The 23,648-nt window shown below is 71.9% G+C and carries 21 protein-coding genes; 17 read left to right on the top strand and 4 right to left on the bottom strand.

The genetic code is table 11. The features are described from left to right. Positions 1 to 4 precede the first annotated feature (4 nt). Together sdhC and OVA28_RS16070 are read right to left on the bottom strand one after the other, a co-directional pair. On the bottom strand, positions 5 to 451 hold the full coding sequence (gene sdhC, locus OVA28_RS16075; RefSeq protein WP_194630015.1) for a succinate dehydrogenase, cytochrome b556 subunit: 447 nt from the start codon (positions 449 to 451) through the stop codon (positions 5 to 7). Positions 452 to 527: 76 nt separating this feature from the next. Further along, the gene (locus OVA28_RS16070) at positions 528 to 1,766 is read right to left on the bottom strand and encodes a glycosyltransferase family 4 protein (RefSeq protein WP_268097664.1); all 1,239 of its coding nucleotides are present in this window, start codon (positions 1,764 to 1,766) and stop codon (positions 528 to 530) included. A 139-nt stretch (positions 1,767 to 1,905) separates the two neighbouring features. Between OVA28_RS16070 and OVA28_RS16065 the strand changes: the two genes are divergently transcribed. The 13 genes from OVA28_RS16065 to OVA28_RS16005 all read left to right on the top strand — a co-directional run bounded on the left by OVA28_RS16065 (position 1,906) and on the right by OVA28_RS16005 (position 16,246). After that, complete coding sequence (locus tag OVA28_RS16065; protein WP_194662065.1) at positions 1,906 to 3,018, top strand: mannose-1-phosphate guanylyltransferase; 1,113 nt, start codon at positions 1,906 to 1,908, stop codon at positions 3,016 to 3,018. Between the two features lie 197 nt (positions 3,019 to 3,215). Next, on the top strand, positions 3,216 to 4,289 hold the full coding sequence (locus tag OVA28_RS16060; RefSeq protein WP_194662063.1) for a BMP family lipoprotein: 1,074 nt from the start codon (positions 3,216 to 3,218) through the stop codon (positions 4,287 to 4,289). An 85-nt stretch (positions 4,290 to 4,374) separates the two neighbouring features. Then, entirely contained in the window at positions 4,375 to 5,895 is a 1,521-nt protein-coding gene (locus OVA28_RS16055) for an ABC transporter ATP-binding protein (protein WP_268097662.1), read from the top strand. Beyond that, complete coding sequence (locus OVA28_RS16050; RefSeq protein WP_442780804.1) at positions 5,892 to 7,328, top strand: ABC transporter permease; 1,437 nt, start codon at positions 5,892 to 5,894, stop codon at positions 7,326 to 7,328. The genes OVA28_RS16055 and OVA28_RS16050 overlap by 4 nt, the downstream gene beginning before the upstream one ends. Then, positions 7,325 to 8,614, top strand: coding sequence for an ABC transporter permease (locus tag OVA28_RS16045; protein ID WP_268097661.1), 1,290 nt, complete (start codon positions 7,325 to 7,327; stop codon positions 8,612 to 8,614). The genes OVA28_RS16050 and OVA28_RS16045 overlap by 4 nt, the downstream gene beginning before the upstream one ends. 154 nt (positions 8,615 to 8,768) lie before the next feature. After that, positions 8,769 to 9,296 (top strand): cytidine deaminase, encoded by a 528-nt coding sequence (locus OVA28_RS16040; RefSeq protein WP_267421308.1) that lies wholly within the window; start codon positions 8,769 to 8,771, stop codon positions 9,294 to 9,296. Between the two features lie 2 nt (positions 9,297 to 9,298). Continuing rightward, positions 9,299 to 10,588, top strand: a complete 1,290-nt coding sequence (locus OVA28_RS16035) for a thymidine phosphorylase (RefSeq protein WP_268097660.1) — start codon at positions 9,299 to 9,301, stop codon at positions 10,586 to 10,588. 106 nt (positions 10,589 to 10,694) lie between these two features. Further along, positions 10,695 to 11,810, top strand: a complete 1,116-nt coding sequence (locus OVA28_RS16030) for an adenosine deaminase (protein WP_194662055.1) — start codon at positions 10,695 to 10,697, stop codon at positions 11,808 to 11,810. 5 nt (positions 11,811 to 11,815) lie between these two features. Next, positions 11,816 to 12,262 (top strand): PTS sugar transporter subunit IIA, encoded by a 447-nt coding sequence (locus tag OVA28_RS16025; RefSeq protein WP_268097659.1) that lies wholly within the window; start codon positions 11,816 to 11,818, stop codon positions 12,260 to 12,262. Next, positions 12,259 to 12,546: a PTS sugar transporter subunit IIB gene (locus tag OVA28_RS16020; RefSeq protein ID WP_268097658.1), complete on the top strand. Its 288-nt coding sequence runs from the start codon at positions 12,259 to 12,261 to the stop codon at positions 12,544 to 12,546. The genes OVA28_RS16025 and OVA28_RS16020 overlap by 4 nt, the downstream gene beginning before the upstream one ends. 9 nt (positions 12,547 to 12,555) lie before the next feature. Then, a complete protein-coding gene (locus OVA28_RS16015) occupies positions 12,556 to 13,383 on the top strand; it encodes a purine-nucleoside phosphorylase (RefSeq protein ID WP_268097657.1) in 828 nt (275 codons plus the stop codon). After that, positions 13,380 to 15,062, top strand: a complete 1,683-nt coding sequence (locus tag OVA28_RS16010; protein WP_268097656.1) for a phospho-sugar mutase — start codon at positions 13,380 to 13,382, stop codon at positions 15,060 to 15,062. Before OVA28_RS16015 ends, OVA28_RS16010 begins: the two co-directional genes overlap by 4 nt. Positions 15,063 to 15,313: 251 nt before the next feature. Further along, on the top strand, positions 15,314 to 16,246 hold the full coding sequence (locus OVA28_RS16005; protein ID WP_268097655.1) for a hypothetical protein: 933 nt from the start codon (positions 15,314 to 15,316) through the stop codon (positions 16,244 to 16,246). 137 nt (positions 16,247 to 16,383) lie between these two features. On the opposite strand, the gene OVA28_RS16000 is transcribed toward OVA28_RS16005, so the two are convergent. Continuing rightward, positions 16,384 to 18,159, bottom strand: a complete 1,776-nt coding sequence (locus tag OVA28_RS16000; RefSeq protein ID WP_194662044.1) for an acetyl/propionyl/methylcrotonyl-CoA carboxylase subunit alpha — start codon at positions 18,157 to 18,159, stop codon at positions 16,384 to 16,386. 79 nt (positions 18,160 to 18,238) lie between these two features. Further along, the gene (locus tag OVA28_RS15995; protein WP_268097654.1) at positions 18,239 to 19,090 is read right to left on the bottom strand and encodes a Maf family protein; all 852 of its coding nucleotides are present in this window, start codon (positions 19,088 to 19,090) and stop codon (positions 18,239 to 18,241) included. Between the two features lie 14 nt (positions 19,091 to 19,104). Between OVA28_RS15995 and OVA28_RS15990 the strand changes: the two genes are divergently transcribed. The 4 genes from OVA28_RS15990 (at position 19,105) to OVA28_RS15975 (ending at position 23,480) form a co-directional block, all read left to right on the top strand. Continuing rightward, positions 19,105 to 20,364, top strand: coding sequence for a class I SAM-dependent RNA methyltransferase (locus OVA28_RS15990; RefSeq protein WP_268097653.1), 1,260 nt, complete (start codon positions 19,105 to 19,107; stop codon positions 20,362 to 20,364). Positions 20,365 to 20,509: 145 nt separating this feature from the next. Next, positions 20,510 to 21,187: a response regulator transcription factor gene (locus OVA28_RS15985; RefSeq protein WP_268097652.1), complete on the top strand. Its 678-nt coding sequence runs from the start codon at positions 20,510 to 20,512 to the stop codon at positions 21,185 to 21,187. A gap of 14 nt (positions 21,188 to 21,201) precedes the next feature. Continuing rightward, the gene (locus OVA28_RS15980; protein ID WP_268097651.1) at positions 21,202 to 22,428 is read left to right on the top strand and encodes a sensor histidine kinase; all 1,227 of its coding nucleotides are present in this window, start codon (positions 21,202 to 21,204) and stop codon (positions 22,426 to 22,428) included. Continuing rightward, positions 22,425 to 23,480 carry a hypothetical protein gene (locus OVA28_RS15975; protein ID WP_268097650.1) on the top strand — a complete coding sequence of 352 codons (1,056 nt, stop codon included), beginning with the start codon at positions 22,425 to 22,427 and terminating at the stop codon, positions 23,478 to 23,480. The genes OVA28_RS15980 and OVA28_RS15975 overlap by 4 nt, the downstream gene beginning before the upstream one ends. The last annotated feature ends 168 nt before the right edge of the window (positions 23,481 to 23,648 follow it).

Below are 23,648 nucleotides of genomic sequence, written 5' to 3'. Positions count from 1 at the left end.
CTGATCAGTTGAAGTCGGCGACGAGGTTCATGAGCTGGCGCGGCAGGAAGCCCGCGATCGCCACGGCCCAGAGGACGAGGACGATCCAGAACATCGCGCGCTGGTACTTCGGCCCCTTGGACCAGAAGTCGACCAGGATGATCCGCAGCCCGTTGAACGCGTGGAAGACGATGGCCATCACGAGGCCGATCTCGCCGAGGTTCATGATCGGGGTCTTGTACGTCCCGATGACCGCGTTGTAGGCCTCTGGTGACAGGCGCACGAGCGCGGTGTCGAGGATGTGCACCAGCAGGAAGAAGTAGATCGCGACACCGGTGATCCGGTGCAGGACCCACGACCACATGCCGGTGCTGCCGCGGTAGAGCGTCCCCTGGAAGTTCCGCGGCGCGCGCGGCGCATCGATGGTCACCTGCGGTTCAGCTGTCGCTGTACCTGTGGTCTGCTCGGCCATGAGCTCGCCTTCCGTTGGGACAGGCGCACCGATCGGCGCGCCGTTGCCGTCGTGTTCGTGTGGAACACCTCCCATCCTACGACCGACCGCTGACCTTCTCGTTCCACCCCGCCCGGACGCCGCGGCTCACGGTCGGCGGGACACCGATGTGCCGCGCCGTCTGGTGGTGCACGAGCAGCTCGTCGCCGACCGCCTCCCACGTCGTGCCCTCGACCCGGAGCCGTCCCGCCGACCCCATCCGCTCGGCCCGGGAGCGGTCGAGGTGCAGGCCGAGGACCGCCGCCCGGAGCCCGTCCACGTCGTCCGGGTCGTACAGCTCGCCGTCGAGCCCCGGGGCGACGAGGTCGAGCGGGCCGCCCGACCCCGGCGCCACGACGGGGAGCCCGGCGGCGTGGGCCTCCTGCAGGGTCTGGCCGAAGGTCTCGGCCGGGCCCGTGTGCACGAACACGTCGAGCGCCGCGTACGCGTCGGCCAGCGCCTCACCGCGGAGCGGCCCGGTGAACGTCACGTCCAGGTGGCGGAGCCGTCGTTCCAGGAACTGCCGGGAGGGCCCGCCTCCTGCGACCACGATCCGGATGCCCGGGACGCCGCCGAGGTCCGCGAGCCGCTCGACCTCCTTCTCCGGTGCCAGCCGGCCCACGTACCCGACGATGGTCTCGCCGTGCGGGGCGATCCGTCGTCGCATCGCACGCACGTGCGCGCTCCGGCGCCGAGCCGGGTGGAAGAGGGCGGTGTCGACGCCGCGACCCCACCGCGCGACGCGGGGCACCCCCTCGGCCTCGAGCATCGCGGCGGTGGCGCTCGACGGGGCGAGCGTCAGCGACGCCCCGGCGTGGATGCGACCGAGGATCTTCCGCACCAACGGGACGGTCGCGGTCAGGCCGTTGCGGCGGGCGAACCCGGCCACGTCGGTCTGGAAGACGGCGACGGAGGGGATGCCGAGCCTCCCGGCCGCCGTGATCGCGCGCCCACCGAGCAGGAACGGACTGGCGGCGTGCAGGACGTCGGCGCCGGAGGCGGCGAGGATCGTGTCGAGGACGGGGTGGGGGAGGGCGACCGGGAACTGGCGGTAGGCGACCGCCGGGACCCGGTGGACGTCGAAGGAGCGGTGTCGCTCGATCTCGGTCCGCGACCGGAACTGGGTGAGCCCAGGGGTGTCGGGCGCGATCACGACCGCGCGGTGGCCACGGCGCTCCAGGTGGTCGAGGACCGCCAGGACGCTGGTGGTCACGCCGTTGAGGGTGGGCAGGAAGCTCTCGGTCACGACGGCGACGGTCCGTTGGGACGTGCCGCGCTCCACGCTGCGTGCGTTCATGGCGACTCCGATGCTGCGCGGGCCACGTGTCCTGGCGGGGGGCCTCGACGTGAACGGCGGGCGCGGAGGTGGTGAACGGATGCGGGATCGGTGCGGGAAGCCCCCAGGGTCCTCTCGGGAACACCGATAGGTTGTGGCTGTGGCAGACCCCCTCGACGACTTCTACGCGATCATCCCGGCCGGCGGCATCGGCTCCCGGCTGTGGCCGCTCTCGCGTGCCGACGCCCCCAAGTTCCTGCACGACCTGACCGGGTCGGGCACCTCGCTCCTCCGCCAGACCTGGGACCGACTCGCGCCGCTGGCCGGTGAGTCCCGGATCATGGTGGTCACCGGTCGGGCGCACCGCGTCGCGGTCGAGTCGCAGCTGCCGGGCGTGCAGGACCACAACGTCGTGCTCGAGAGCGAGCCGAAGGACTCCACGGCGGCCATCGGCCTCGCCGCGGCGATCCTGCACCGCCGCGAGCCCGACGTCGTCATCGGCTCCTTCGCCGCCGACCACGTGATCGGTGACGCCAGGGGCTTCCGCCGCTCCGTCGCCGAGGCCGTGGCCGCCGCCCGCGCCGGGTACGTCACCACGATCGGCATCACGCCGTCCGAGCCCGCGATCGGGTTCGGCTACATCCACGTCGGCGCCTCGCTCGGCATCGACTCCGCCCCGCAGGCCCACGCGGTGAGCGCGTTCGTCGAGAAGCCCGACCTGGACACCGCCTCGGCGTACCTGGAGGACGGCAACTACCTCTGGAACGCCGGCATGTTCATCTCCCGCGCCGACGTGCTGCTCGAGGAGATCGGTCGCAACGAGCCGAAGCTGCTCGCCGGCATCGAGGAGCTCGCCGCCGCGTGGGACACCTCGTCGCGCGGTGCCGTCGTGGACGCCGTCTGGCCCGAGCTGAAGAAGATCGCGATCGACTACTCGGTCGCCGAACCCGCGGCCGCCGCCGGTCGCCTCGCCGTGGTCCCCGGGGACTTCGACTGGGACGACGTCGGGGACTTCGCCTCGCTCGCCAAGCTGCAGTCCGGCGGCCTGGCGAACCACCTGGCCGTCCTCGGCGACGGCGCCAGGATCCTCGCGGACTCCTCCAGCGGCATCGTCGTCTCGCACAGCCAGCGCCTCATCTCGCTCATCGGCGTCGAGGACATCGTCGTCGTGGACACCCCCGACGCCCTCCTCGTCACGACGAGCGCGAACGCCCAGCGCGTCAAGGGTGTGGTGGACGCACTGAAGATCAGCGGCCGGGACGACGTCCTGTAGCGCTCCATCACGAAATCCGCGGAATCGGGGTGCGGATCGGGGGTCCGCGTTACGGGCGCGTTACGGCGCGGTCGCGATCCCGTAACCGATCCGCAGGGGGGTCCCGGGGCGTCCTGTACCGGCCAGGCGGTCGTGTACTGTCGCCACGATCGCCCGGTGCGCAGTGACCGGGCCAAGCTCCCCGGAGGAACCCACCCGTGTCATCTCGTACCCGTCAGATCGCCCTGAGCGGTCTCGCGCTCGTCGGCACCGTCGCCGTGCTCGCCGGTTGCTCGGCTGCCCCGTCCAGCACCGCGACGTCGAAGAAGTCCGACTTCCTGCCGTGCATGGTCTCCGACGCCGGCGGCTTCGACGACAAGTCGTTCAACCAGCTCGGCTTCGAGGGCATGAAGGACGCGGCGTCCGACCTCGGCTCCCAGTACAAGAAGGCCGAGTCGAAGGACGCGACCGTCTACGACTCGAACATCCAGCAGCTCGTCACCCAGAACTGCAACCTCGTCGTCACCGTCGGCTTCAACCTCGCCGCGGCGACGAAGAAGCAGGCGGCCGCGAACCCCGACACGAACTTCGCGATCATCGACGACAACTCGATCGACGCGAAGAACGTCAAGCCGATCACGTTCGACACCTCGCAGGCAGCGTTCCTCGCCGGCTACGCGGCGGCGTCCTACTCGAAGACCGGCACCGTCGGCACCTTCGGTGGCATGCAGATCCCGACCGTCACCATCTTCATGGACGGCTTCGCGGACGGCGTCAAGTACTACAACGAGCAGAAGAAGAAGGACGTCAAGGTCGTCGGCTGGGACGAGTCCAGCCAGAAGGGCTCCTTCACCGGTGGCTTCGAGGCCGGCACGCAGGCCAAGTCGGTCGCGCAGTCGCTCCTCGACCAGGACGCCGACGTGATCCTGCCCGTCGGTGGCCCGATCTACCAGAGCGCCGCAGAGGCCATCAAGGACGCCGACAACGGCTCCGTGCTGGTCGGTGCGGACAGCGACCTCTACGAGGCCGACCCCCGCTACAAGGACATCGCCTTCACCTCGGTGGAGAAGGGCATGAAGCCCGCGACGAAGGACGTCGTCGAGCAGGCCGCCAAGGGCGACTTCTCGAAGACCCCGTACGTCGGCACGCTGAAGAACGACGGCGTCGGCATCGCCCCCTTCCACGACTACGAGTCGAAGGTCGACAAGGGCCTGCAGGGCGAGCTGGACACGATCAAGTCCGGCATCATCGACGGCTCGATCAAGGTCGCCACGAAGGCGACCGTCAAGTAGCACGACCGGTGCGGGCGGGGGATCACTCCTCCGCCCGCATTCGTGCGCTCCGCACCACCCGCGACAGGAACAGTGAAGACCCGACATGAAGCTCGAACTCCGTGACATCACGAAGCGGTTCGGCCCCCTGGTGGCGAACGACCACATCTCCATCACCGTCGAACCCGGCGAGGTCCACTGCCTGCTCGGCGAGAACGGTGCCGGCAAGTCGACGCTGATGAACGTCCTCTACGGCATGTACCAGGCCGACGAGGGCGAGATCCTGCTGGACGACGTCGTCCAGGCGTTCGACGGCCCCGGCGACGCGATGCGCGCGGGCATCGGCATGGTGCACCAGCACTTCATGCTCGTCCCGGTGTTCACGGTCGCCGAGAACGTGATGCTCGGACAAGAGGAGACGGCGTTCGGCGGCCGCCTCGACCTGGCCGGCGCACGCAAGCGGGTCCGCGAGATCTCCGAGCGCTTCGGCTTCGACGTCGACCCCGACGCGCGGGTCGAGGACCTGCCCGTCGGCGTGCAGCAGCGCGTGGAGATCATCAAGGCGCTGTCCCGCGACGCCTCCGTGCTGGTGTTCGACGAGCCCACGGCCGTCCTCACCCCGCAGGAGACCGACGAGCTGATGGGCATCATGCGCCAGCTCCGCGAGGCGGGCACCGCCATCGTCTTCATCACCCACAAGCTCCGCGAGGTCCGCGAGGTCGCAGACCGCATCACCGTGATCCGGCTCGGCAAGGTCGTCGGCGAGGCCTCGCCCACCGCGTCCAACGGCGAGCTCGCCGCGCTCATGGTCGGCCGCAGCGTCTCGCTCGTCGTCGACAAGACCCCGGCGACCGCGGGCGAGGACGCCCTGGTCGTCGAGCACGTCACCGTGACCGACCCGTCCGGCATCGTGCTCGTCGACGACGTCTCGTTCACCGTCCGTCGCGGCGAGGTCCTGGCGATCGCGGGTGTGCAGGGCAACGGGCAGACCGAGCTCACCGAGGCGATCATGGGCCTCGAGCCGGTCCGCTCCGGCCACATCGTGCTCGACGGCCGCGAGGTCACCGGGCGCAGCGTCAAGCAGATCCTCGACGCCGGCGTCGGGTTCGTCCCGGAGGACCGGAAGGAGGACGGCCTGGTCGGCGAGTTCACCATCGCGGAGAACCTCATGCTCGACCGCGCCGACTCCGCCGAGTTCGTCCGCGCCGGCACGATCCGGGCCGCGGAGCGGGACACCTTCGCCGACGAGAAGATCGCCGAGTTCGACATCCGGACGCCCGGTCGCACCACCGCGGCCGGTCGGCTGTCCGGCGGCAACCAGCAGAAGATCGTCCTGGCCCGCGAACTCAGCCGTGACCTGCGCCTGTTCGTCGCCGCCCAGCCCACCCGTGGCATCGACGTCGGTTCGATCGAGTTCGTGCACAAGCGCATCGTCGCGACGCGCGACACCGGCGTCCCGGTGATCGTCGTCTCCACCGAGCTCGACGAGGTCGTCGCGCTCGCCGACCGGATCGCCGTGATGTACCGCGGTGCGATCGTCGGCATCGTCCCGGCGACCACGCCGCGCGACGTCCTCGGACTCATGATGGCGGGCGAACTGCCCGCGGGAACGGAGCTCGCCGCGTGAGCGACACCACGCCGCAGCACGGGGGCACCACGCCGCCGTCCGACAGCAGCACCCCCATCGACGGCACGACCGACGGCAGCGTCGGCACCCCGGCGTCCGACGGCAGCGTCGGCAGCGTCGGCAGCGTCGGCACCGTCGGCACGCCGGCCTCTGACGACCGTCTGCAGGACGTCGTCGCGGGCGCCCCGCACCTGATGACCGACTCGGCCACCGACAGCGAGCGCCGTGAAGGCCGCTGGAGCGACGCCATGCAGAGCATCGTGAACGGCTCGGTCCTGACGACCGTGCTCGCGGTGGTCCTGGCACTCGTCGCGAGCGGCATCCTCATCGCCCTCACCGACAAGGACGTACAGGCCGCCGCCGGGTACTTCTTCGCCCGCCCGATGGACACCCTGCGCGCGGTCGGCTCGGCGGTCGGCGGGTCCTACGCGTCGCTCTTCCAGGGCTCGGTCATCAACTTCGGCGCCCCGACGGCCGCCGCAGCCATCGCGCCGATCACCCGCTCCGTGGACTACGCCGTGCCGCTCGTCGTGGCCGGACTCGGCGTCGCCGTGGCGTTCCGCGCCGGCCTGTTCAACATCGGCGGCCAGGGGCAGGTCCTCATCGCCGCCGGTACCGCCGGCTGGGTCGGGTTCTCCTTCGACCTGCCGGCCGCCGTGCACATCCCGCTCACGATCCTCGCCGGCATCGTCGGCGGTGCCGTCTGGGCCGGGATCGTCGGGCTGATCAAGGCCAGGACCGGTGCCAACGAGGTCGTCCTGACGATCATGTTGAACTACGTCGCGCTCTACCTGCTCGCCTTCGCCCTGCGGACCCCCGGGCTCCTGCAGGCCGGCGGCAGCCCGAACCCGATCTCCCCGGCGACGAAGGACAGCGCACTGCTGCCCGGGCTCTTCGGTCCGCGCTTCGGGATCAACGTCGGCTTCCTCGTCGCGATCGCCGCGGTGATCGTCGTGTGGTGGCTGCTCAACAAGTCCTCGCTCGGCTTCCGCTTCCGGACCATCGGCGAGAACCCCCGTGCGGCTCGCGTCGCCGGCATGAGCGTGCCCCGCCTGACCATCTGGGTGCTGGTGATCTCCGGCGGGCTCATCGGCATCGCCGGCGCCTACCAGGTGGAGGGCGCCGTCACGACCGGGTTCACCTCGGGCATCGACGCCGGCATCGGCTTCGACGCGATCACCGTCGCGCTCCTCGGCCGCTCCAAGCCGTGGGGCACCTTCTGGGCGGCGATCCTGTTCGGCGTGCTGAAGAACGGCGGCTACGCCATGCAGGCCGCCAACAGCATCCCGATCGACATCGTCGACGTCATCCAGGCCCTCATCGTCCTCTTCATCGCGGCCCCGCCGCTCGTCCGCGCGATCTTCCGGATCCCGCAGCCGGGCGCCCGTCGACGCACCAAGCAGCCCAGCAAGCGGAAGGCGGTCGCCGCGTGAGCACCCTCAGCCCCACCGCGGTCCCGTCGGCCCCCGTCGCCGACCGAGCCGTCGAGACCACCAGGAGCTGGAAGGCCCCGATCGCGTTCGCGGTGTTCACCGTGCTCGCCGTGGTCCTGTTCCTCGTCGTCCGCCGGAGCGGCACGACGACGTTCCGGCTCGCCAACCCCGGCGACTTCGTCCAGCTGCCCGACGTCGGCCTGCCGTCCGTCGCGACCGGTGTCGTCGTCGTCGTGCTGCTCGCCCTCGCCACGGCCGCGTCGTTCCTCCTGGTCTCGCGGTCCCGCCCGGTGCCCCTCTGGCTGACGAGCGTCTTCGCCGTCCTGTTCGTGATCGGGTTCCTGACGTGGGCCGCCGCGGGCAGGACCATCCCGCTGCCCGGCCTGCTCGTCGGCGCGATCGGTCTCAGCGTCCCGCTCGTGTTCGGTGCCCTCGGCGGCGTCATCTCCGAGCGCGTCGGCGTCGTGAACATCGCGATCGAGGGCCAGTTCCTCGCCGGTGCCTTCACCTCGGCGCTCATCGCCTCGCTGACCGGCTCCGCGTGGGTCGGCCTGGTCGGTGCCCTCGTCGCCGGCGTGCTGGTGTCGTTCGTCCTCGCGGCGTTCAGCATCAAGTACCTCGTCGACCAGGTCATCGTCGGTGTCGTCATCAACGCGTTCATCTCCGGCCTGACCGGCTTCCTGTACTCGCAGGTGCTGTCGCCGGACGAGGAGCGCCTCAACGTCGGCGTGACCTTCCCGCGCTTCGAGATCCCCGTGCTCCACCAGATCCCGGTGATCGGTCCGGTCTTCTTCGAGCAGACCGTCATCGTCTACCTGGCGTACGTGGCCGTCGCGGTCGTCACCTTCGCGCTGTTCAAGACCCGCTGGGGCCTGCGCCTCCGCGCGGTCGGCGAGCACCCGGAAGCGGCGGACACCGTCGGCATCAACGTCACCGGCACGCGGTTCTGGAACGTCTCGCTCGCCGGTGCGATCGCCGGCCTCGGCGGTGCGTACTTCACGCTCGACGCCGTCGGACCGTTCACCAAGGACATGACCGACGGCGCCGGCTACATCGCGCTGGCGGCGGTCATCTTCGGACGCTGGGACCCGGTGCGCGCCACCCTCGCGGCGCTGCTGTTCGGCTTCGCGTCCAACCTGCAGAACACGCTCGGGGCGATCAACTCGCCGGTGCCGAGCGAGTTCCTGCTGATGCTGCCGTACGTCGTCACGATCTTCGCGGTGGCCGGCCTGGTGGGCCAGTCGCGGGGACCGGCGGCCGCCGGCAAGCCCTACTTCAAGAGCTAGCCCCCTGCTCGCACGACACCGGTGTCGCGGGGTCGCGCCGCGGACGTCCGCGGCTCGTCCACGCAACACCGGTGTCGTGCAGCGAGACACCACCACCACGAACCACCACCACGAACCACCAGCACGAACCACCACCGAACAGGAGGCCCGGCACATGACCGACACGAACGCTGCGGGTGACCAGGGGGTCACCACCGACCCGACGACCGGCGAGCCGTCCTGGACCGACCCGGCCACGAGCCTCCCGTCCGACCCGGACACCGTGATCGACGCGAGCGTCGACGTGGACTGGACCGCCCTGCGGGAGGCCGCGACGACCGCCATGGGGCGGGCGTACGCGCCGTACTCGTCGTTCCCGGTGGGGGCTGCCGCGCTCACCGACGACGGTCGGATCGTCTCCGGCTGCAACATCGAGAACGCCTCGTACGGGGTCACGCTCTGCGCCGAGTGCTCCCTGGTGTCGCAGCTGCACATGACCGGTGGCGGCAAGCTCGTCGCGTTCACCTGCGTGGACGGCGACGGCGCGACGCTCATGCCGTGCGGGCGCTGCCGCCAGCTGCTGTTCGAGCACTCGGCCGAGGGCATGCTGCTCGAGACCGTCTCCGGCATCCGCACCATCGACGAGGTGCTGCCCGACGCGTTCGGGCCGCGCACCCTCGTCACCTACCAGCAGGAGCACTGAGCATGGCCGTCGAGCCGTTCGACACCGTCGACCTCATCCGCACGAAGCGCTCCGGCGACACCCTGAGCACCGCCGAGATCGACTGGCTGGTGGACGCGTACACGCGTGGCTACGTCGAGGACCCGCAGATGGCGGCGTTCGCGATGGCGGTCTTCCTGAACGGGATGGACCGCCGCGAGGTCAAGGACCTGACGCTCGCGATGATCGCGTCGGGGGAGCGGATGTCGTTCGGCTCGCTCGGCAAGACCACCGTCGACAAGCACTCCACCGGCGGGGTCGGCGACAAGATCACGTTGCCGCTGGCACCCCTCGTGGCGTCGTTCGGCGTCGCCGTCCCGCAGCTGTCCGGGCGCGGGCTCGGCCACACCGGCGGCACGCTCGACAAGCTCGAGTCGATCCCCGGGTGGCAGGCGTCGATCTCGAACGAGCGCATGATGTCGGTGCTCTCCGACGTCGGCGCGGTCATCTGCGCCGCGGGCTCCGGCTTGGCGCCCGCGGACAAGAAGCTCTACGCGCTCCGCGACATCACGGGCACCGTCGAGTGCATCCCGCTCATCGCGTCGAGCATCATGTCGAAGAAGATCGCCGAGGGCACGGGCGCGCTCGTGCTCGACGTGAAGTTCGGGTCCGGGGCGTTCATGCCCTCGTACGAGGCCTCGCGGGAACTCGCGCAGACCATGGTCGACCTCGGCACCGACGCCGGCGTGGCCACCTCGGCGCTGTTGACCGACATGGAGGTCCCGCTCGGGCTGACCATCGGCAACGCGCTCGAGGTCCGCGAGTCGGTCGCGGTCCTGGAGGGCGGGGGACCGGCCGACGTCGTCGCGCTGACCGTCGCGCTCGCGACCGAGATGCTGACGCTCGCCGGGCTGCCGGACGCCGACCCGGCCGCCGCGCTGGCGGACGGGCATGCGATGGACACCTGGCGCCGGATGATCGCGGCGCAGGGCGGCGACCCGGACGCGGCGCTGCCGGTCGCGCGCGAGCAGCACGTCGTCACGGCGCCCGCCTCCGGGGTGCTCGCCACCCAGGACGCGCTGCCGTTCGGCATCGCGGCCTGGAGGCTCGGTGCGGGTCGTGCGCGCGCGCAGGACCCGGTGCAGGCCGGCGCCGGCATCGAGCTCCACGCCAAGCCGGGTGACGCCGTGACCGAGGGGCAGCCGCTCTGGACGCTGCACACCGACGAGCCATCGCGGTTCGAGCGGGCGCTGGAGTCGCTCGAGGGTGCGTGGTCGATCGGTGCGTCGGCTGCGCCGCGTGGGCCGATCGTGCGGGAGCGCATCCAGGGCTAGGGCTGGGCGGCGCGTGCTGGGTGGTCCGCGCGGGCGTGGGTGCTGGACGGTCCGCGCGGGCGGTGCGTGCTGGGCGCGTGTTCGGCCAGGGGATAGCCTTGGCTCCATGAGCGCCGACGACGCCCCCACGTACCGACTGCCCGACGCGGGTGCCGTGATCAACGACCTGCCGAAGGTCTCGCTTCACGACCACCTCGACGGCGGACTCCGCCCCACCACGATCATCGAGCTCGCTGACTCGGCGGGCGTCACGCTCCCGACCACGGACCCGGTCGAGCTCGGGCAGTGGTTCGCCGACCAGGCCGACTCCGGCTCGCTCGTCGAGTACCTCAAGACGTTCGACGTCACCACGAGCGTCATGCAGACGGCGCACGGCCTGACGCGCGTCGCCCGGGACTTCGTCGAGGACCTCATCGCCGACGGCGTCGTCTACGGCGAGGTCCGCTGGGCACCCGAGCAGCACCTGCAGGGCGGGCTGAGCCTCGACGAGACGGTCGAGGCCGTGCAGGCCGGCATCGAGGAAGCGGTCGACGCCGCCGGCGGAGCGATCCGCGTCGGGCAGCTCGTCACCGCGATGCGCCACGCGGACCGGTCCCTCGAGATCGCCGAGCTGGCCGTCCGGCACCGCGACCACGGCGTCGTCGGGTTCGACATCGCCGGTGCCGAGGCGGGCTTCCCCGCGTCGAACCACCGCGCGGCGTTCGACTACCTGGCATCCGAGCTGTTCCCCGTCACCGTGCACGCTGGCGAGGCCGACGGGCTCGCGTCGATCCGTTCGGCGCTCGTCGACGGTCGCGCGCTCCGCCTCGGACACGGGGTGCGGTTGTTCGAGGACGTCCAGCTCTCCGACGGCGGCGACGGCTCCACGCTCGCCTCCCTCGGCGAGATCGCGTCGTGGGTGCGCGACCGCGAGATCCCGCTCGAGCTCTCGCCGTCCTCGAACCTGCAGACCGGCGCCATCGCGGCGTGGGGCGACGACCTCGCCGACCACCCGTTCGACGTGCTGTACCAGCTCGGGTTCCGCGTCACGGTGAACACCGACAACCGCCTGATGAGCAACACGACGCTGACGAAGGAGCTCGCGCTCCTGGCCGGCACCTTCGGCTACGACCTCGACGACCTCGCCGCGTTCCAGATCAACGCGGCGCTCGGCTCGTTCCTGCCGCTGGAGGACCGCGAGGAGATCATCGCCCTCATCACCGCCGGGTACGCGGAGGCCTGATCGCGATGGGCCTGCCGCCGCTGTTCGACGACGCCGTCGTGCTCGGGGCGTCCGCGCCGTCGTGGCGTGACGCGCTCCGGCTGGCCGGCGGCGCCCTCGTGCGGTCCGGCGCCACGACCGGCGCCTACACGGACGCCATGGTCGCGATGGTCGAGGAGCACGGCCCGTACATCGTCATCTCGCCGGGTCTGGCGTTCGCGCACGCCCGTCCGGGGGACTCGGTCCTCCGGGACGGGCTGTCCGTGGTGACGCTCGCGCAGCCCGTGCCGTTCGGCCACCCGCACAACGACCCCGTCGACGTCGTCCTCGGGCTCGCGGTGGCGGGCGTGGGGACGCACCTCGAGTCGATCGGTGCGATCGCGAACCTGTTCAACGACGCCACGGTGACCTCGCGTCTGGCAGCGGCGAGGACGCCAGACGAGGTCCGGGAGATCATGGGAGTGTCGGCGTGAAGATCGTGACCATCTGCGGCGCGGGGATCGGCTCCAGCGCCATCCTCAAGGTGAACGCCGAGAAGGCGCTGGCGACGCTCGGGCTGGCGGCCGAGGTCGTCGCCGCCGACGTCGCGTCCGTCCGCGAGGTCTCCGACGACGCCAACGTGATCCTCACGTCGCAGGAGTTCGTCGAGGCCATCGGGACGACCTACGCCGAGGTCATCGTCATCCGGAACCACTTCGACCAGAGCGAGATCACGGCGGCCGTGGAGAGGTCCCTGGGGGAGTCACCGGCCCCGTAGCATTGCTCCATGGCCAGCACGAACCCGCTCAACGACCCCTCCGTCGACCCGTTCGACGTCGCCCGTGACGCTGCGGCGGTGATCGCCGAGCAGTCCGGCATCGACCGCCACGACATCGCCCTGACGCTCGGGTCCGGGTGGGGCAAGGCCGCCGACCTCATCGGCGAGACCGTCTCCGAGATCCCCGCGTCGGACGTCCCCGGGTTCAGCGCGTCCGCGGTCCCCGGGCACTCGGGGACGGTGCGCTCGATCCGCCTCGCGGACGGCCGGCACGCCCTGGTGATCGGCGCGCGGACCCACTACTACGAAGGCCACGGCGTGCGTCGGGTCGTGCACAGCGTGCGCACCGCCGCGGCGACCGGTGCCACGACGATGGTGCTCACGAACGGCGCCGGCGGCATCAAGGAGACCTGGACTCCCGGCACGCCCGTGCTCATCAGCGACCACATCAACCTGACGGCGGACAGCCCGCTCGAAGGCGCCACGTTCATCGACCTGACCGACCTGTACTCGGCACGGCTGCGGGCGGTCGCCAAGCAGGTGGACCCGTCCCTCGACGAGGGCGTCTACACGCAGTTCCGCGGCCCGCACTACGAGACCCCGGCCGAGGTCCAGATGGCCAAGGCGATCGGCGGGCACATCGTCGGCATGTCCACGGCGCTCGAGGCCATCGCGGCCCGGCAGTCCGGCATGGAGGTCCTCGGGTTCTCCCTCATCACGAACCTCGCCGCCGGCATCCAGACGACGCCGCTCTCCCACGCCGAGGTGCTCGAGGCCGGGCGCATCGCCGAGCCCGTGATCGCGGACCTGCTCGCCCGGGTGGTGGCGGCACTGTGAGCCCGTCCACGGGTGTGGACGCCTCGGGCAGCGCCGGCACGCTCGACGTCGCGCGTGCCTGGCTGGCGCAGGACCCGGACCCGGAGACCCGCGCCGAGCTCGACGCGGTCGTCACGGCCGCTGCCAGCGGAGACGCCGCGGCACTCGCGCAGCTCGAGGAACGCTTCGCCGGACGCCTGCAGTTCGGCACCGCCGGGCTCCGCGCCGAGCTCGGGTGGGGTCCGCTGCGGATGAACCGTGTGGTCGTCACGCAGGCGGCAGCGGGGCTCGCCCGGTTCCTCGTCGACACCGGTCGGCAGCGCAGCGTCGTCATCGGCTACGACGGCCGCGTGAACTCGGACGTCTTCGCCCGTGACTCGGCCGAGGTCATGCGCGGCCTCGGGCTCGACGTCACCCTGCTGCCCACCGCCCTGCCGACCCCCGTGCTGGCGTTCGCGGTGCGGCACCTCGACGTGGGCGCAGGGGTCATGGTCACCGCGAGCCACAACCCGCCGCGGGACAACGGCTACAAGGTGTACCTGGGCGGCGACGACGCCGGCTCCCAGATCGTCCCGCCGGTCGACGCCGAGATCGCCGCGGCGATCGACGGCGTCGCAGCGGGCTCGATCGCCGACCTGCCCCGCGGGACCGACCACACCGTCGCCGACGACGCGCTGGTCGACGCCTACGTGGCCGCCACGGCCGCGACCGTCGGCGCACCGGCGCTCCCGGCCGCCGAGCAGCCCTCCGTGGTCTACACGGCCATGCACGGCGTCGGGTGGCAGACCGCGAAGGCCGTGTTCGCCGCCGCCGGGTTCGCCGAGCCCGCGGTCGTCCCCGAACAGATCGACCCGGACGGCGCGTTCCCCACGGTGGCGTTCCCGAACCCCGAAGAGCCGGGCGCCATGGACCTGGCGATCGCCCGCGGTGTCGCCGTCGGCGCGGACCTCGTCATCGCGAACGACCCCGACGCCGACCGCCTGGCGCTGGCGATCCCGTCCGGCGACTCCTACCGCCGGCTCTCCGGCAACGAGGTCGGGTGGCTCCTCGGCTGGCGTGCTGCCGCACGTGCGGCCGAGGCCGGTCAGACCGGCACCCTGTCGGCGTCGATCGTGTCGTCGCCCGCGCTGGCACGGGTCGCCGCACGCTACGGTCTGCAGCACCGGGACACCCTGACCGGCTTCAAGTGGGTCTCCCGCGTGCCCGACCTGCTGTTCGGGTACGAAGAGGCGCTCGGCTACCTCGTCGACCCGCAGGTCGTGCGCGACAAGGACGGCATCTCGGCGGCGCTGTCGCTGCTCGACCTCGCGACGGAGCTCGCGGCGTCCGGGTCGACCATCGCCGACCAGCTCGATGCCTTCGCGGCCGAGTTCGGGGCCTTCGCATCCGGGCAGGTCGCCACCCGCGTGGACGACCTGTCGCGCATCGGGGAGGTCATGGCTGCGCTGCGGTCCTCGCCGCCGACCACCCTCGGGCCGCTCGACGTCCTCGCGACGACGGACTACGCCGCCGGCGTGCAGGGCTTCCCGCCGTCGGACATCCTGCGCTACGACCTCAGCGGCGACGCACGGGTGATCGTCCGCCCGAGCGGGACCGAGCCCAAGGTGAAGGTCTACATCGACACCGTCGCTGCGACCTCCGCCGAGGCCCAGTCCCTCGTCGACGCCCTCGCCGAGGCGATCCGCCCCCGCGTCTCGTAGCGCTCGGCGCCGCCGCCCGGGAGTGCGCCCGCCCCGCCGCCGCTGTTCTGCGCGCCGCGGTTCTGCCTCGGAAAACACCGGTGTTCAGCAGTCGCGCCGCAGTTGTTCGCGGCTCGGCTGCCGAACACCGGTGTCTTGCGAGGCCGGCGGCGCGTGACGTAGTCCTCCACAACGGGGATCACGCGCCACTTCTCCCCAGTTGACCCGGGTCGCTCGACGGACCGGAGCGATGGAACGACATCGTGAGCGGCATGACGCACCTCACCGTGTTCAGCATCGCCTCGACGGACCCCGACCCCTCCGCTCGCCGCCGGCTCTCCGCTGCAGCCCGACGCGGTGCGCTGCGTCGACTCACCGCCGGTCGGTACGTCCTCGCCGAAGCAGCGGAGTCGGCGTCGGACCACGAAGTCCACCGAGCGCGGATCGACGCAGTGCTACCCGGGGTCGCGCCACACGTGATCGTCTCCCACGAATCCGCCGTCGTCCTGCACGGACTGCCGTGGGTGGGATCGCTGCCCGAGGTGGTGGTGGTCTCCGACCCGCACCTCGGGACCGGGCACCGGAGGGCACACGTGCAGAAGGTCGGGGCTGCCGGACGACGCTTGGACCCCGTGGTGATCGCCGGTCATGCCGTGACCTCACTCGCCGTCACCGCAGTGGACATCGCGCTCCGGGCGCCGTTCCGGACAGCCGTCGTCGTGCTCGACGCGGTGCTGGCTCGTGGGATCGAGCGGGACGTCCTGATCGCGGAACTCCGCGCACGGACACCTCGCCCCCGCGCTGTCACACGCGCTCGCCTCGCCATCGAGTTCGCCGACGCCGCGAGCGGTTCGCCGGGGGAGTCCGTGGCCCGCGTCCGGATGGCGCAGGACGGGTTCTCACAGCCGGTGCTCCAGCAGGAGTTCCACGACGAGGGCGGGTTCGTCGCCCGCGTCGACTTCTGGTTCCCGGAGGTCGGAGTCGTGGTCGAGTTCGACGGGCTGGCGAAGTACCGCGACCGGGCGTTGCGCGGCGGGCGTTCGCCGGAACAGGTCGTCGTCGACGAGAAGCTCCGGGAGGACCGGCTGCGAGCGGTCCCCGGCGTCAGGACCGTCGTCCGCCTGACCTGGCGCGACGTCGACGACGGCGGATCCGCCCCTCAGCGCCTCGACGCAGCGGGGGTCCCTCGAGTCGACCGAACGTAGGACACCGGTGTCTTGCAATCGAGCCGCGGATGAACGCGGCGCGGATGCAGAACACCGGTGTCGTGCGGATCCCGCCGGGCGGCCGCGGCGCCGCCGGACAGCGCCGCCGCGCCGCCGCCGGCAGCGCCGGCGCCGGGCTACGCGAGCTCGAGCAGGACGTGGCCGGACGAGATCGTCTGGCCGACGGGGGCGTCGAGCGACGTGACGACGCCGTCCTTGTGGGCCTGCACGGGCTGTTCCATCTTCATGGCCTCGAGCACGACGAGCAGGTCGCCCTTCACCACGGTGTCACCCTCGGCGACCGCGAGCTTCACCACGGTGGCCTGCATCGGCGAGGTGACGGACGAGCCCGACGCGGCGCGCCCGCCCTTCACCGCCGAGGAGCGACGACGAGGGGGAGCGGACGGACCTGCCGGACGACGACCAGCCGCGGCGGTGCCACCGACGATCGCGGGCATGGTGACCTCGATGCGCTTGCCCTGGACCTCGACCACGACGGTGTCACGGTCGCCGGGCGTCGGCAGCTCCTCGGGGGAGCCGCTCCACGGCGGGATGTCGTTGACGAAGTCGGTCTCGATCCACTGCGTGTAGATGCTGAACGGTTCGTCGTCGGCCGTCGCGAACGCGGGGTCCGACACGACCGCACGGTGGAAGGGCAGCACGGTCGGCAGCCCGGCGACCTCGAACTCGGCGAGTGCCCGACGTGCACGCTCCAGGGCCTCGGCCCGGGTGGCGCCGGTGACGATGAGCTTCGCGAGCATCGAGTCGAACGAGCCGGACACGACGTCGCCGGACACGACGCCAGAGTCGACGCGGACACCGGGGCCGGACGGCGCGTTGAACACGTGCACGGGACCGGGCGCCGGGAAGAAGTTGCGGCCCGGGTCCTCGCCGTTGATGCGGAACTCGAACGAGTGGCCACGGGGCGTCGGGTCGGCGTAGTCGAGCACGCCGCCCTCGGCGATGCGGAACTGCTCGCGCACCAGGTCGATGCCGGTGACCTCTTCGGACACGCAGTGCTCGACCTGCAGGCGGGTGTTGACCTCGAGGAACGACACCGTGCCGTCGGCCCCGATGAGGAACTCGCAGGTGCCGGCGCCGACGTAGCCGACCTCGCGGAGGATCGCCTTGGACGACTCGTAGAGCAGGGTCTGCTGCGCGTCGGTCAGGTACGGCGCGGGCGCTTCCTCGACGAGCTTCTGGTGCCGACGCTGCAGCGAGCAGTCGCGGGTCGACACGACGACGACGTTGCCGTGCGCGTCGGCCAGGCACTGGGTCTCGACGTGTCGCGGCTTGTCGAGGTACTTCTCGACGAAGCACTCGCCGCGCCCGAAGGCCGCGATGGCCTCGCGCGTGGCCGACTCGAACAGCTCCTCGATCTGGGAACGTTCGCGCACGACCTTGAGCCCACGACCGCCACCACCGAAGGCGGCCTTGATCGCGACGGGCAGCCCGACCTCGTCGGCGAACGCGACGACCTCGGAGACGTCCTGCACGGGCTCGATGGTCCCGGGGGCGAGCGGCGCGCCGACCTTCTCGGCCACGTGGCGCGCGGAGACCTTGTCGCCGAGGCGCTCGATGGACTCGGGGGACGGGCCGATCCAGACCAGCCCGGCGTCGAGGACGGCGCGGGCGAAGTCGGCGTTCTCGGCGAGGAAGCCGTAGCCCGGGTGCACGGCGTCGGCGCCGGACCGTCGGGCGACGGACATGATCTTGTCGATGACCAGGTACGTGTCGGCACTCGTGGTGCCGTTCAGCGCGTAGGCCTCGTCGGCGAGGCGGGCGTGGAGCGCGTCACGGTCCTGGTCGGCGTAGACGGCGACCGAGGCCGTGCCAGCATCGCGGGCCGCACGGATGATGCGGACGGCGATCTCGCCGCGGTTCGCGATGAGGACCTTGCTGATACGGGGCATGACACATCAGCGTATTCGCGGAGGCGCAGACGGAATTGAGCGGCATCCACAACAAAGCACCGGAAAAGCAGGTGGATGTCTACAGTGCCCAGAAGTCGTGCCAGGAGACCCCGAACCCCCGCAGCAGCATCGACCGGAGGACCGGGAGCGACAGCCCGACCACGGCCGAGGGCGCGCCGTCGATGCGCGTGATGTACGCCGCCGCCCGCCCGTCGATGGTGAACGCCCCGGCGACCTCGAGCGGCTCGCCCGTCGCCACGTACGCGTCGATCTCCTCCGGGGACACGTCGTCGGCGAAGGTCAGCACCGCGCTGTCCACGGCGACGACGTGGTCGCCGTCCACGACGAGGGCCGAGCCGCCAGGGGCGACGGGTCCCAGGGACGGGACGGTCGCCGGGGACGCCAGCGCGGCCGTGGAGCCGGCCACGTCACGGACTGGAGGCTCGGTGCCGGGCTGCCCCGGTCCTCTCCCCACCGGCACGGCCGGCCCGCCGCTGGCGCGTCGGTCCGGAACCGGCGGCGTGGGCCCAGTCCGTCCGGTGGTCGCGTCGCGGCGCCGGTCGACGACGCAGTGGCCGCTCCACAGCGTGCCGCCACCGGTGGCGAGCATCTGCCGCCAGCGCTCCCGGGCCACCTCCGGGTCGTGTGGCTTGCCGTACAGGCGCCCGTCGACCTCGAACGCGGAGTCGCCACCGAAGACGAAGCCATCCACCGGCGACCCGGCGGCGGACGCGTCGGCGACCGCGTCAGCCTTGGCGACGGCGAGGAGCGCGACGAGCTCCGGACCGGTGAGGTCACGGCCGAGCGCGTCGCGGGCAGCAGCGGCCGCGGCGTCCTCGTCGACCCCGGGCGCGACGAGCACCGGCTCGATCCCGGACTGGGCGAGGAGTGCTCGGCGGGCGGGGGAGGTACTCGCGAGGTACAGACGCATGGGAACATCGAACCATGGGTGAATCCGTCGGAACGCTGCTCGAACTCGACGTCACCGGGATCGCCCACGGCGGCATCTCGGTGGCACGGCACGAGGGGCGCGTGGTGTTCGTCTCGGACGCGATCCCGGGGGAGTCCGTCGTCGCCCGGGTGACCGAGGACCGGAAGAAGTCGTTCTGGCGCGCAGACACCGTCAGCGTGACGACGGCGAGCGAGCACCGGGTGGACCACGTCTGGCCGGAGGCCGCGCTCGACCGCGACCCCGCCGAGCGACCCGGTGGCGCCGAGTTCGGCCACATCGCCCTCGCCCACCAGCGCACCCTGAAGCACGACGTGCTCCTCGACTCCTTCTCGCGCTTCGCCCACGTCGACCTGACGGAGGTGCTCGGCCGGGACGTCGTCGTCGAGGCCGCACCCGGCGACGACGCGGCGAACGGCCTCGGCTGGCGCACCCGTGTGCGGCTGCACGTCGACGAGGAGGGCACCGCCGGTCCCTTCGCCGCTCGCTCGCACACGGTCGTGCCGGTGACGGGCCTGCCGCTCGCGACGGCCACCGTGCAGGAGAGCGCCCCGCTCGCCCGCGGGGCCATGCCGGGCGCGTCGGTCCTCGACGTCCTCGCACCGAGCGGCTCCGAGGGAGCACGCCTGATCGTCGACGAGCAGGCCCCGACCGCGGTCACCGAGGTCGTCGGGAACCGCACCTTCACCGTCGACGACACCGGCTTCTGGCAGGTCCACCGCGCCGCGGCGTCCGTCCTGACCGAGGCCGTGCAGGACCTCGTCGACCGCGACCGCCTGGACGCCGACGGCATCCACCTCGACCTCTACGGCGGTGTCGGGCTGCTCGCCGCGGCCGTCGGTGACCTCGTCGGCCCGAAGGCCCGCCTGACCAGCGTCGAGAGCGCCGGGCGGGCGACCGAGCACGCGCAGGAGAACCTCGCCGAGTGGATCGGCGCCCGCGCCGAGCCCGGACGCGTCGACCGGTGGCTCGCCCGCACGGTGCAGACCGCGTCGCGCAGTGAGCTCGACCGCTACCGGGCCGGCACGGTCGTGCTCGACCCGCCGCGCTCCGGCGCCGGTCGCGAGGTCGCCGTGCAGATCGCCGCACTGCAGCCCGCGCAGGTCGTCTACGTCGCCTGTGACCCTGTCGCCCTGGCCCGCGACGTCGCCACGTTCGCCGACCTCGGGTACCGTCTCGAGGCCCTCCGTGCCTTCGACCTGTTCCCGCACACGCACCACATGGAGGCCGTCGCGCGGCTGGTCCCGGTCGCGTAGCGCACACTGTGTGTGGCGACATCTGAACCTGGGTCCGACCTGGGTATCCTGGTCGTCGTTGGCAACTCGGTTTCAGGGGCCGGGTGTCATCAGATGAGAGGGCATCGTGGCTGCAGACACCATCACCACAGCAGGAACGACCGACGTGAGCACGAGGCCCGTGCGCGTCGCGATCGTGGACGACCACGAGTCCGTGCGGCTCGGGATCCAGGCAGCGTGCCAGAACGAGGGCTTCGAGGTCGTGCTCACCGCGGCCAGCGTGCCGGAGTACATCGCGAACCTCGACGCGCGTGAGGTCGACGTCGTCGTGCTCGACCTGTCGCTCGGCGACGGGTCCACGGTGACCGAGAACGTGAAGGGCGTGCAGGGGACCGGTTCGGCCGTCCTGGTGCACAGCATCGCCGACCGCGTCGCGAACGTCCGGGAAGCACTGGCGGCAGGGGCCGCCGGGGTCATCCCGAAGTCGTCCGCGACGAAGACCGTGATGGCCGCCGTCGCGACCGTCGCCCGCGGGGACGTGCTGAACAACCTCGAGTGGGCGAGCGCCATCGACGCCGACCGTGACTTCGCCAAGGCGCAGCTCGGCCGTCGTGAGCGCGAGATCCTGCACCTCTACGCATCGGGTCTGCCGCTCAAGCTCGCCGCGCAGCAGCTCGGCATCGGCTACTCGACGGCGCGCGAGTACCTCGACCGCATCCGCGTGAAGTACGTCGAGGTCGGCCGTCCGGCCCCGACGAAGGTCGACCTGCTCCGCCGTGCGGTGGAGGACGGCATCCTGCCGGGGCTCGACTCGGGCGTCGACCCGGACGCCGACAACCGCTGACGGCGTCCGCCTCGATGACGAACGAGGTCGCACCGTTCGGTGCCGACCCGGCGCGCAGCGTCCGGGCGACCGTGTCCCAGGCGTCCGTCGAGCGCGCCTTCGCGATCCTGCTCGCCGTGTTCGCGATCGGGTTCGGGCTGGCGAACGCGACGCACGTGGCCGAGCAGCTGCCCTACCTCGACCCGGTGTGGGGCGTCGTGGTGCCGTCGGTGCTCGCGGCGGCGTTCTTCCTGGTCGGCGCCTCCGTCTTCGTGCAGCGCCTGGTCCAGCCGGCGCAGATCGCCACGGCGGTCCTGTTCCTCGGGGCGCTCGTCGCCTGGCCGTTCACGGTCGCAGGGTCGATCCCGCCGGACCAGCCGCCCTGGCCGTGGTGGCTGTGCAACATCGGCACGATCGCCGCCGCCATGGGGTTCGCCACGTGGCGCGCGACGATCTACAACGCGGTCGTGCCCGTGGCGTACGTCATCATCCGGCTGAGCCCAGCCGGCGGAGACGTCGGGGTGACGAAAGCCGTGCTCGAGGGCGTGAACATCGGCATCCTCGGCGGAGCGGCCCTGGTGCTCATCGTGATGCTCCGTCGTGCCGCCGCCTCCGTCGACTCGGCGCAGGCGACCGCGGTCCGGCGCTACTCGCTCGCGATCCGGGAGCACGCCACCGAGGTGGAGCGCGTGCAGGTCGACGCGATCGTGCACGACAGCGTCCTCACCACGCTGCTCTCCGCCGCCCGGGCCGACACCCCGGACGCGACGACGCTCTCCGCCCGGATGGCCCGCAACGCGCTCGACCACCTCGCCGCCGCGGCCGCCGACGGCCCGGGCGAGGTCCCCCCGGTGCTCCTGCCCGAGCTCCGCGAGCGGATCGCCGACGCCGTGGGGTCCCTGGCTGCCCCGGTCCGGGTGGACGGCGGTCCTCTCGGGCAGACGACCCTGCCGGCGGCGGCGGCCGACGCGATCGCCTCGGCCGCGCTGCAGGCAGCCGTGAACAGCGTCCAGCACGCCGGTGACGGGGTCGCGCGCTGGATCACCGTCGACGAGGTGGCGGGCGCCGTCGTCCGGGTCGAGGTCGCCGACGACGGCTCCGGCTTCGACGTCGAGGCGATCCCCGCCGAGCGTCTCGGCGTCCGCCGGTCGATCATCGAGCGCGTGGCGTCGGCCGGTGGCCTCGCCGAGATCCGGACCGCCCCGGGGAGTGGGACACGCATCGTCCTCACCTGGCCAGCACCCGCGGCGGTGAGCGCGTGAAGGTCTCGGTCCCCGCGGGCGTCGCGACGGGGCTCGCCGCGCTGTTCTCGCTCTACCACCTGCTCCTCGCGACCACGACGCTGTTCTGGGTCGGGAACATCGGCCCCGTCGTCGCGTGCATGGTGCTCTACGCCGCGGCGACCGGTACGGCCCTGTTCATCCGTGGGTCCGCACTGCCGGTCTGGGCCGCGTGCTTCTCGCTGGCGACCGCGATCATGATGCCGCTCGTCGCGGCTCCGGTGTCACCCGCGGATGCCGGGACGGGGCAGGCGAACGGCACGTGGTGGGTCGCCGCCGTCGGCACGCTCATGGTCATCCTCGTCGTCCGGCAGCGCGCGCCCTTCGCCTGGGTCGGTGTCCTGGTCCTCGCGGTGACCACGCTGTCCTGGGCGGGGATCGGGGCGCTCGGGGACCTCGGGGTGCTCGGCAGCGTCTCGTGGGTCGTCATCGCCACGGCGTTCACCGCCGCGATGAACCGGGCCACCCGCATCCAGCGCGACTTCATCCGCGCCGAGCAGGAGACCGTCGACTGGCAGGCCGCGCAGGACGCCCACGTCTTCGAGCGGCAGTTCCGCCTGAGCCAGACCACACGGATGGCGCGGCCGATGCTGCAGCGGATCATCGACTCCTGCGGCGGACTGACCGACGACGAGCGCACCGAGTGCCTGCACCTCGAGCAGGCCATCCGCGACGAGATCCGCGGCCGCTCGTTGCTCTCCGACGACGTCCGGGACGAGGTCATGCGGCTGCGCCGTCGAGGTGCCGTCGTGCAGCTCCACGACGACGGCGGGCTCGACGAGCTCGAGGTCGACGACCTCCGCCGCATCCACAGCGAGCTCGCCGACGCGCTGCGACAGGCGCACGACGCCGACAACGTCATCGTGCGCACCGTGCCCGAGGGCGCCGACGCCGCGGTCACGGTCGTCGGGCTGCGGCTCGACCTCGCCGCGAGCGAGTCCGCGGCCCTCGGCGCCGGGCTCGACGACGAGGACGACGACGACGACTCCGCCGTCGCCGTGTGGCTCGAGATCCCCCGGCACGAGACCGTCTGACGCGCGGTCGCGACGACAGGGCCGTCCTGCGACAGGGTCGTCGTCGGACGACAGGGTCGTCGTCGGACGACAGCGTCGTCGTCGGACGACAGCGACGATGTCGCGACGGCCGGGAGGCTCGGGTCGACTCCGCCTCGTCGGGCACCCTGACCGGTGCGCCGCCGAGGC

Source organism: Curtobacterium sp. SL109 (assembly GCF_026672405.1).
Taxonomy (GTDB): domain Bacteria; phylum Actinomycetota; class Actinomycetes; order Actinomycetales; family Microbacteriaceae; genus Curtobacterium.
Note: the sequence above shows the minus strand (reverse complement) of the source record. Positions and strands in the feature narration are given on the sequence as shown.

Coding starts and splice junctions, on each gene's coding strand:
- OVA28_RS15990 (WP_268097653.1), top strand. CDS start 19,105: ATGGGTGAATCCGTCGGAACGCTGCTCGAACTCGACGTCACCGGGATC.
- OVA28_RS16015 (WP_268097657.1), top strand. CDS start 12,556: ATGGCCAGCACGAACCCGCTCAACGACCCCTCCGTCGACCCGTTCGAC.
- OVA28_RS15995 (WP_268097654.1), bottom strand. CDS start 19,090: ATGCGTCTGTACCTCGCGAGTACCTCCCCCGCCCGCCGAGCACTCCTC.
- sdhC (WP_194630015.1), bottom strand. CDS start 451: ATGGCCGAGCAGACCACAGGTACAGCGACAGCTGAACCGCAGGTGACC.
- OVA28_RS16070 (WP_268097664.1), bottom strand. CDS start 1,766: ATGAACGCACGCAGCGTGGAGCGCGGCACGTCCCAACGGACCGTCGCC.
- OVA28_RS16005 (WP_268097655.1), top strand. CDS start 15,314: ATGACGCACCTCACCGTGTTCAGCATCGCCTCGACGGACCCCGACCCC.
- OVA28_RS15980 (WP_268097651.1), top strand. CDS start 21,202: ATGACGAACGAGGTCGCACCGTTCGGTGCCGACCCGGCGCGCAGCGTC.
- OVA28_RS16025 (WP_268097659.1), top strand. CDS start 11,816: ATGGGCCTGCCGCCGCTGTTCGACGACGCCGTCGTGCTCGGGGCGTCC.
- OVA28_RS16035 (WP_268097660.1), top strand. CDS start 9,299: ATGGCCGTCGAGCCGTTCGACACCGTCGACCTCATCCGCACGAAGCGC.
- OVA28_RS16040 (WP_267421308.1), top strand. CDS start 8,769: ATGACCGACACGAACGCTGCGGGTGACCAGGGGGTCACCACCGACCCG.
- OVA28_RS16030 (WP_194662055.1), top strand. CDS start 10,695: ATGAGCGCCGACGACGCCCCCACGTACCGACTGCCCGACGCGGGTGCC.
- OVA28_RS16055 (WP_268097662.1), top strand. CDS start 4,375: ATGAAGCTCGAACTCCGTGACATCACGAAGCGGTTCGGCCCCCTGGTG.
- OVA28_RS16000 (WP_194662044.1), bottom strand. CDS start 18,159: ATGCCCCGTATCAGCAAGGTCCTCATCGCGAACCGCGGCGAGATCGCC.